1 protein-coding gene is annotated in these 9,003 nt (G+C 39.1%); it reads left to right on the top strand.

Features of this window, described 5'->3' with window-relative positions; all coding sequences use genetic code 11:
• Nucleotides 1-19: 19 nt before the first annotated feature.
• Nucleotides 20-8,923, top strand: coding sequence for a non-ribosomal peptide synthetase (locus tag JBW_RS23045; RefSeq protein WP_007954891.1), 8,904 nt, complete (start codon nt 20-22; stop codon nt 8,921-8,923).
• Nucleotides 8,924-9,003: the final 80 nt, after the last annotated feature.

The following is a 9,003-nucleotide window of genomic DNA, read 5'->3' as shown; positions in this document are numbered from 1 at the left end:
TTGAGGGGACGATAGTAACATGCATAAAATGGAGCTGGAGCCTGAATATACAGAATATCCATTGGCTTCTTATCAAAAGGATATCTGGCTGGAGCAGTGCCTGTATTCGGGAAAGCCGATCTATAACTTAGGCGGATTTATGGCTATTACAGGGCAAATAGATAAGGCGGTTTTAAATAAATCAATTGCAATATTGATAAAACGTAATGATTCTCTGCGTATGAATGTAGTTGATAAAAAGGGAGAACCTTATCTGAGAATATTATCAGAAATTGCGTATGAAGTTCCCTTTTATGATTTTTCTAATGAAGAAAATCCTGATGAAACTTGCCTAAGTTGGATGAAAGAGGAATTCTCAGAACCCCTTAATTTTGAAGGGAATTTATTTCAGTTTGCTTTACTTAAGTCAGATGACAATACCTATTTCTGGTTTATGAAATTTCACCATATCATGATTGATGGATTTGGCTTATCTATGATGTATAAACAAGTCATTGAAAATTATAATCAACTCATGACAGGTGCTACAGAAATTGAAAGAATAACCTATTCCTATACGGATTTTATTGCCGATAACCAAAAATATCTTCATTCTCCAGTATTTTTAAGCGATAAGGAATTTTGGAAGGCGAAATATCGAACGATTCCGGAACCGCTGTTTAACAGGAACACGGATAGTAATATCAGTATGGATAGTTCAATAGTAAGTGATAGGGTTACATTTAGTATCAAAAGGCCTTCCTACAATAAAATGATTGCATTTAGTGAGGCAAATGGTTGTACGGTCTTCCACTTAATTTTGGGAGTGCTGTTTACCTATTTCAGCAGGGTTTGTAACAAGGAAGAGGTTGTTATCGGCGTTCCCACCCTAAACAGAGGAAAGGCAAAATATAAGCAAACCCTAGGACTTTTTGCAAATGTAGTACCTTTACGAATAAATCCGGGAAAAGACATGGACTTTAAAGAACTCATGCTTACGATAAAAGGTGAACTTATGGAATGCTATAGACACCAGAAGTTTCCCATTGGAGAAATATACAGAACGGCTTTTGAGCAGGTTAAGGAAAAAAGTAATATATTTGATATATCTCTTTCTTACGTAAATCGCGATTTTAGTGAGAATTATGTCACTGCTAGTGATTATGATATTGTGAGCATGACTCACCAGCATGAACGGAATGCTTTGACGATATTTGTGAGGGAGTACAACGATGAAAGGGATATCTACATTGATTTTGATTACCAGATTGGTTTATTTGAAAAATTTATGCCTATCGAAACCGTTATTGCGCATTTCAAATATTTGCTTAGTGAAGTGATTGAAAACAGTGAGAAAAGTGTCTTTGAATTAGAAATCATTCCTAAAGACGAGAAACAAAGAATTTTATACGATTTCAATAATACAAAGGTGGAGTATCCAAAAGAGAAGACAATCCATGAGTTATTTGAAGAACAGGTTCATAGAGTAGCTGATCATGCAGCTGTGGTATTTGAAAATAGACAACTCACCTACCAGGAACTGAACACTAAGGCAAACAAACTAGCAAAGGTTTTGAGAAGTAAAGGAGTTAAACCTGACCGTATCGTAGGTATCATGCTCGATCGGTCAATTGAGATGGTAATCGGCATACTGGGGGTACTTAAGGCAGGCGGTGCTTATCTGCCGATCGATCCAAACTATCCTATGGAGAGAATAACATATATGCTGGAGGACAGTTCTACAGGTATTCTGCTGACACAAAAACACTTCAAAGAAAAAGTGAGCTATCAAGGTGAAGTGATCGATATTGAAGATGACGGTATATACAAAGGGGACAATGAAGGATTAGAAAATATAAATAAACCGAGTGATTTAGCATATATCATCTATACCTCAGGATCAACAGGAAAACCCAAGGGAGTTATGATCGAGCATAAGGGAATGGCAAATTTGAAGACGTTTTTTCAGCGGAATTACCATGTGGATGAGAAAGATAATATGCTGCAATTTGCCAGTAGTTCCTTCGATGCTTCTGTTTGGGAAATCTTTACGAGTCTGCTGACAGGCGCAACGCTGTATATGGTTGATCATGAAACGATTCATCATCTTGCTGATTTTGAGAATTTTATCGACAAAAACGAAATAACGATAGCACTTCTTCCTCCAACCTATTTAGCAGGTATTGATCCGGAAAGGGTCACTAAACTGAAGCATTTAATCACAGGTGGGTCCGCTATAACTAAAGGATTGGTTGATAAGTGGAAGGAAAGGCTTGTGTATAGTAACGCTTATGGGCCTACGGAGTCAACGGTTATTGCAACTACCTGGAAATATAACGAACTAGAATTGGAATATAGTCCGGTGCCAATCGGGAGACCGATCAGTAATACAGAAATCTATATTCTTGATAGGAATAACCAACTTTTGCCAATTGCTTCGGCAGGCGAGTTGTGCATCGGCGGCGACGGGTTAGCTAGAGGTTATCTAAACAAACCAGAATTGACAGCGGAAAAGTTTGTAGCCAATCCGTATCGAAATGGGGAGAAGATGTACAAGACAGGGGATCTGGCAAGATGGCTTCCCGATGGCAACATCGAATTTCTTGGCAGAATTGATCACCAGGTAAAGATCAGGGGCTTTAGGATTGAATTGGGAGAAATTGAAGCAGAGCTGTTAAAGCATCCGTTGGTTAAAGAAGCAGCCGTAATTGACCGGGAGGATCAGCAAGGGGACAAATCTCTGGTTGCATATTTTGTAACAGACGATGAATTGACAATCGATGAACTGAGGGAACATTTATTAAAAGAATTGCCTGATTATATGGTGCCTTCCTACATAATACGACTTGATTGTATGCCTTTGACTTCCAATGATAAGGTCGACAGGAGGGCACTGCCGGAGCCTGATTGCAGTAAGGCCTCTGGTGGGGTGTACATTGCGCCAAGGAATGATAAAGAAGCAATATTGGCAAAGGTATGGCAGGAAGTATTAAAAGCAGAGCGGGTTGGGATAAGGGATAACTTCTTTAATCTGGGAGGAGACTCCATAAAGGCGATCCAGATATTGTCAAGATTAAACGCTTACAGGTTAAAACTGGAAATGAAAGATTTGTTCAAGCATCCAGTTATTGAGGAATTGGGTGATTTTGTTCAAACTGTAGCGCGCAGGGCAGAACAAGGTATTATTAAAGGGAAAGTAAGTTTGACGCCAATACAGCACTGGTTATTTAAACAAGGCTTTGCAGAAAAGCACCACTTTAATCAAGCAGTTATGCTCTATCGGCAAGAAGGCTTTGCAGAAGAAGTTCTAAGAAGTGTATTTTGTAAACTGATAGAACATCATGATGCATTGAGAATGGTCGCTAATCAGGAAGAGGATGAGGTCGTTCTGTTCAACAGGGGGCTTGAAGGTATACTGTATTCCTTAGAAGTATTTGATTTGTTACAATATGATGATGTACGGGATATCATCGAAGCAGAAGCGAATCGGATACAAGAAAGCTTAGAACTTTCACATGGTCCATTGGTTAAAGCGGGTCTTTTCAAGACGAAAACAGGGGATCAGCTTTTAATCGTGATCCATCATATAGCCGTAGATGGGATATCCTGGAGAATTATACTTCAGGATCTTTTTAATGGGTATATGCAGGCATTAAAGCAGGAAGCAATACAATTTGCTGATAAAACGGATTCTTATAATGCTTGGACAGTTCAGCTATCTACGTATGCCAACAGCCAAGAACTGTTAAAAGAAGTAGACTATTGGGCGGAAATGGAAGGGGTACCTGTAAAAACGCTGCCTAAGGATCGGATCATTACTGAAAGAAAATATGAAGGCTCCGAACAGGTACAGATCGAATTCACCACGCAAGATACGGAAAGATTGCTTAAAGAAGTTAATCAAGGGTATAACACCGAAATCAATGATATTTTGCTTACGGCATTGGGACTTGCGGTTAAGGAATGGACCGGCGAGGATCGGGTATTAATCAACCTGGAGGGGCATGGCAGGGAAGATATCATTAAAGAGTTTGATATATCAAGAACAGTGGGCTGGTTTACTACTCAATATCCTGTGATACTTAATATGGGAAAAAAGAGGGATCTTGCACATCGGATAAAATCGGTAAAAGAAGGAATGCGGCAGATTCCGAATAAAGGAATTGGCTATGGTATTCTAAAGTACCTAACTTTGCCACAGAATAAGAGAAACTTGCAGTTTAATCTAAAGCCTGAAATCAGCTTTAACTATCTTGGACAATTCGAGGAGGATGCCGATGGTGCATTTAGGATATCGGATGTTTCTGTAGGAAGATGTGTATCACTAAATATGGAACAGCCCTATGCCATTGATATAAACGGTATGGTGAGACAGGGAAAGTTAGTACTGAATTTTACTTATCATAAGGCTGAGTATGATAGGGCTACTATCGTAAAATTTGCAGAAGGTTTTCGGGGAAATTTAATTCATGTAGCAGCTCATTGTGCAGCCCTTGACTACACAGAAATGACTCCCAGTGATTTTACTTTAAAAAAATTCACCATTGATGAACTTGAAACTGCGCTACATACTTTAGATACAAGAAACATAAAAGATTTATATAAATTGAGTCCTATGCAAGAAGGTATGTTATATCATGCAATGAAGGACAAGGAATCTTCAGCGTATTTGGAACAAGCAATTTTATCCATAGATGGCAGACTGGACATAGCTCATCTGGAAGAAAGTTTTAACAAGCTTATCGAAGGATATGACATTTTAAGAACTGTATTTGTCTATGAAAAGCTGGCAAAACCGATCCAGGTTGTTATGAAGGAGCAAAAGGCGTGTATCGATGCTGTGGATATTAGCGACTTACCAGAAGTCGATCAGGAATTATTTATTGAAACATTTAAAATAAAAGATAAAATAAGAGGATTTGATCTGCAAAAAGGCATGCCGATACGATTCAGTGTGATCCAAACAGGGACTGCTTCTTATAAGCTCATATGGAGTTTTCACCATATCATTATGGATGGATGGTGCCTAGGAATTATTCTTAAAGAGTTTTTTGGGATGTATGCCCGTTTGCAGGAAAACAGGCTGCCGGAGTTAGGAAAAGTATATCCATATAGCAACTATATTAAATGGCTTGACGACCAGGAACATCAAAAGGCACAGAACTATTGGGAAGGATATTTGCGTGATTATGAAGAACAGGTATCCCTTTCTAAAAATAGCAGTACCCTAGTACCGGGACGATATGAACAAGAAGAGCTTCTTTTTAGTTTGGATGAGGAGATACGATGTGGTCTTGAACAAATAGCCAGGAGAAGCAATGTGACTCTTAGCACAATAATCCAGACGATTTGGGGACTCTTACTTGCACGGTATAACAATACGGATGATGTTGTCTTTGGTGCGGTTGTATCGGGAAGACCTCATGAGTTAATGGGCGTAGAAAACATGGTGGGGTTATTTATCAATACATTACCTGTAAGAATAAAATTCGATAGCAATCAACCCTTAGCGCAATTGCTGCAAGAAGTACAATTAGCTGCCATAGAGTCTGAGGGGTATAGCTATTATCCTCTTGCCGAAATACAGGCAAGGACAAGTGTAGAAAATACTTTATTTGATCACATTATTGCTTTTGAAAATTATCCGATAGAAGAGGTAATGAACGGTAATTATGGTGTTGATATAAAAGCAACTGAAGTTTTTGAACAGACGAATTATGATTTTAATATGGTGGTTATTCCCGGTAAGGAGTTAAACATTAAATTCATGTATAATTCCTTAGTCTATGATAGAAGATTTATTGGAATGCTGAAGGGGCATATCAAAACAATGATTTTGGGCGTAATCAGTAATCCGGGAATACTGGTAAAAGATATAGACATGCTCACAGCAGAAGAGCAGAAGGAGCTTTTAGATACTTTTAATGATACAAAAAGAAGAGACTACCCCAAAGATAAGACCATATCAGAACTCTTTGAAGAGCAGGTTAGGGGGACGCCTGATAATATAGCTGTGGTTTTTGAAGAGCAAAAGCTAACGTATAAAGTATTAAATGAAAAAGCGAACCAACTGGCAGGTGTTTTAAGACGTAAAGGCGTAACAGCAAACAATATTGTGGGAATTATGGCAGAACGTTCTCCCGCAATGATGATTGGGCTCATGGGTATTTTGAAGGCAGGAGGGGCTTATCTGCCCATTGATCCTGAGTATCCAGTGGAAAGAATCAACTATATGCTGGTGGATAGTGGTTCGCGAGTCTTATTAACCCAAGCACACTTGGTTAGTAAAATAGCTTTTAACGGGGATATTATTAACTTAGAAGAAGAGGAATTATATCAAGGAAATGCTGCTAACGTAGTAAGAGAAAATACTTCACACGATTTAGCGTATGTGATTTACACATCCGGTTCCACGGGTAAACCAAAAGGGGTTGAAATTGAGCATGCCAGCTTGGTGAATCTTGTGTTCTGGCACCGGCGTGTACATCATATTACCTCTGAGGACAGGGCTACTCTAGTGGCTGGACCGGCGTTTGATGCTTCGGTTTGGGAAACATGGCCTTATCTGGTTTCCGGTGCGGGGCTATATATTCCCAGTGATGAAATCAGAGTATCAACGACAGAACTCATTAAGTGGCTGCACGACAACTTGATTACCATAAGCTTTATGCCGACACCCTTGGCGGAAGCTCTTTTGGCCGAAGTTTGGCCTCGCGAGATATCCTTGAGGACCATGCTGACAGGCGGAGATAAACTGCATCGTAGACCTCATTTGGATATACCCTTTACGTTGGTCAATCATTATGGACCAACTGAGAACACAGTGGTTGCTACCTGGGGGCGTATCATGTCTGTGGACTCAGCTGATACTCTACCGTCCATCGGTCGTCCTATGGACAATACAAACGTCTATATATTAGATAGAAATGATAGACTGCAACCAATTGGTATTCCGGGAGAGTTGTGCATTTCAGGCGATGGTCTAGCCAGAGGTTATTTAAACAGGCCGGATTTGACGGCGGAGAAGTTTGCCCCGAACCCGTTCAAGTCTGGTGTGCGGATGTATCGGACAGGAGACTTGGTAAGATGGCTGCCGGACGGCAATATAGAGTTTCTTGGCAGGATCGACCACCAGGTCAAGATTAGAGGATTTAGGATGGAACTGGGAGAAATAGAAAATCAGATGTTAAAGCATAAAGAAATTAAGGAAGGGGTAGTAATCCTCCGAGAGGATAAGCAAGGGGACAAATATCTGGCAGCATATGTAGTAGCAGATCGTGAATTGACAGCTAATGAACTTAAGATACACCTATCAAAAGAACTGCCCGAATATATGGTGCCGTTATACTTTACCCAGCTTGATAAGCTGCCTTTGACTCCCAATGGCAAGATTGACAGAAAGGCATTGCCTGTTCCTGATGGATGGGGAAATACAGGAGAATGTTATATCGCTCCACGAAATGAAGCTGATGGAAGAATCCAAAAAGTCTGGCAAGATATACTTGAGATCAATAGAATCGGAATCGATGACAATTTCTTTATGCTTGGCGGCAATTCCATAAAAGCCATACAAGTTGTAGCCAAGCTGGCACTGGATTTTGAGATCGGCATAAATGACATTTTTCAGTGTCAGACCATTAGGAACCTTTCAGATACAATAAAATATTCTAAAGACAGATTAAAAGCAACGATTGATGCGATGAATGAAGTCGCAGCCACGAAGGACAATTCGATTTGCTTTGATGGTAACCTGCGCAGTAAGCTGAAGGAATATAAAATTAAGAATCAGAAATATGAACAGGTTGGTCTTTTTGAAATAGCTCAGTACAAAAATATCCTACTGGCAGGTAGTACCGGTTATCTTGGAATACATATTCTGCACCATTTATTAAAAGATACCGATTATATGGTGTATTTACCGATTCGGGGTGAAGACGACGAGGAGGCAAAGATAAGATTATGGGGCAAACTAGAATTCTATTTTAATCTTAACAGGAATGATCATGGCAATTTAGAAAGCAGAATTTGTGTGTTTAATGGTGATTTATCAAAAGAGTATCTTGGGTTAGATCCTAAAAAATATATGGAGTTGGCAGACACTATTGATTGCATCATAAATTCTGCAGCCAATGTTAAGCATTATGGGCATTACTCCGAGTTTCATGCTGTGAATGTAAAGGGAAATGAAAGGCTTGTTGAATTTGCAAATACTGGCAAGAAAAAAGCATACAATTTCATATCTACCACGAGTGTAGGGAGTGGATATATAGATGGAAAAGCAAGTCTCATATTCACAGAATATGATTGTGATTTAGGGCAGAATTCGGACAACTATTATGTAGCAACGAAATTGGAAGCCGAAAAGTTTTTAGTAAAAGCAAGGGAAGAAGGACTGAAGGCAAATGTTTTCAGGGTTGGGAATCTTGTATTTGACTCTGAAACAGGTGTATTTCAAGAGAATATAGAGGATAATGCTTTTTATACCCTTGTGAAATCCTTGATAAAAATTGGACATTTTCCGGAAATAGATGAGAAAACATTGAATTTTTCTTTTATCGATTATGTCGCTAAAGCAGTGGTCTTACTTTTTGATAAGGTAAATTTAAAAAATGAAACCTACCATCTGTTTAATACCAATCAGATTAGTCTTGTTTCACTGGGGGAACTTTTAAAATACGCAGGGATGCATACAAAGACAATTCCTGTAGACGATTTTATAAAGTATTTATACGAGAAATATGAAGATGAAGAAGCCAAAAGTCATATTGCCAGGATACTTGTTCACTCGAATATGTTTTTTGAAGGCGCCAGCAAAACTTCATTTATGATACGTAACGAAAAAACAGAAAATATTTTGAAAGAGTTAAACTTTAAATGGCCTGAACTAAATCCGACAGGAGTCAGGTTGATGATGGAGCACTGCAAGAAAGTTGGATTTATCTGATGACTAAACTCTCTCTAAGACTCCTGTGGGAGTCTTAGAGAGGCTAAGTCCTAAGGATAAGCGGGACTAAGATTCAGGTG

It is taken from the genome of Pelosinus fermentans JBW45 (assembly GCF_000271665.2).
Lineage (GTDB): Bacteria > Bacillota > Negativicutes > DSM-13327 > DSM-13327 > Pelosinus > Pelosinus baikalensis.
The sequence above is the reverse complement of the archived record's forward strand: the minus strand, read 5'-3'. Positions and strand labels throughout refer to the sequence as shown.

Coding starts and splice junctions, on each gene's coding strand:
- JBW_RS23045 (WP_007954891.1), top strand. CDS start 20: ATGCATAAAATGGAGCTGGAGCCTGAATATACAGAATATCCATTGGCT.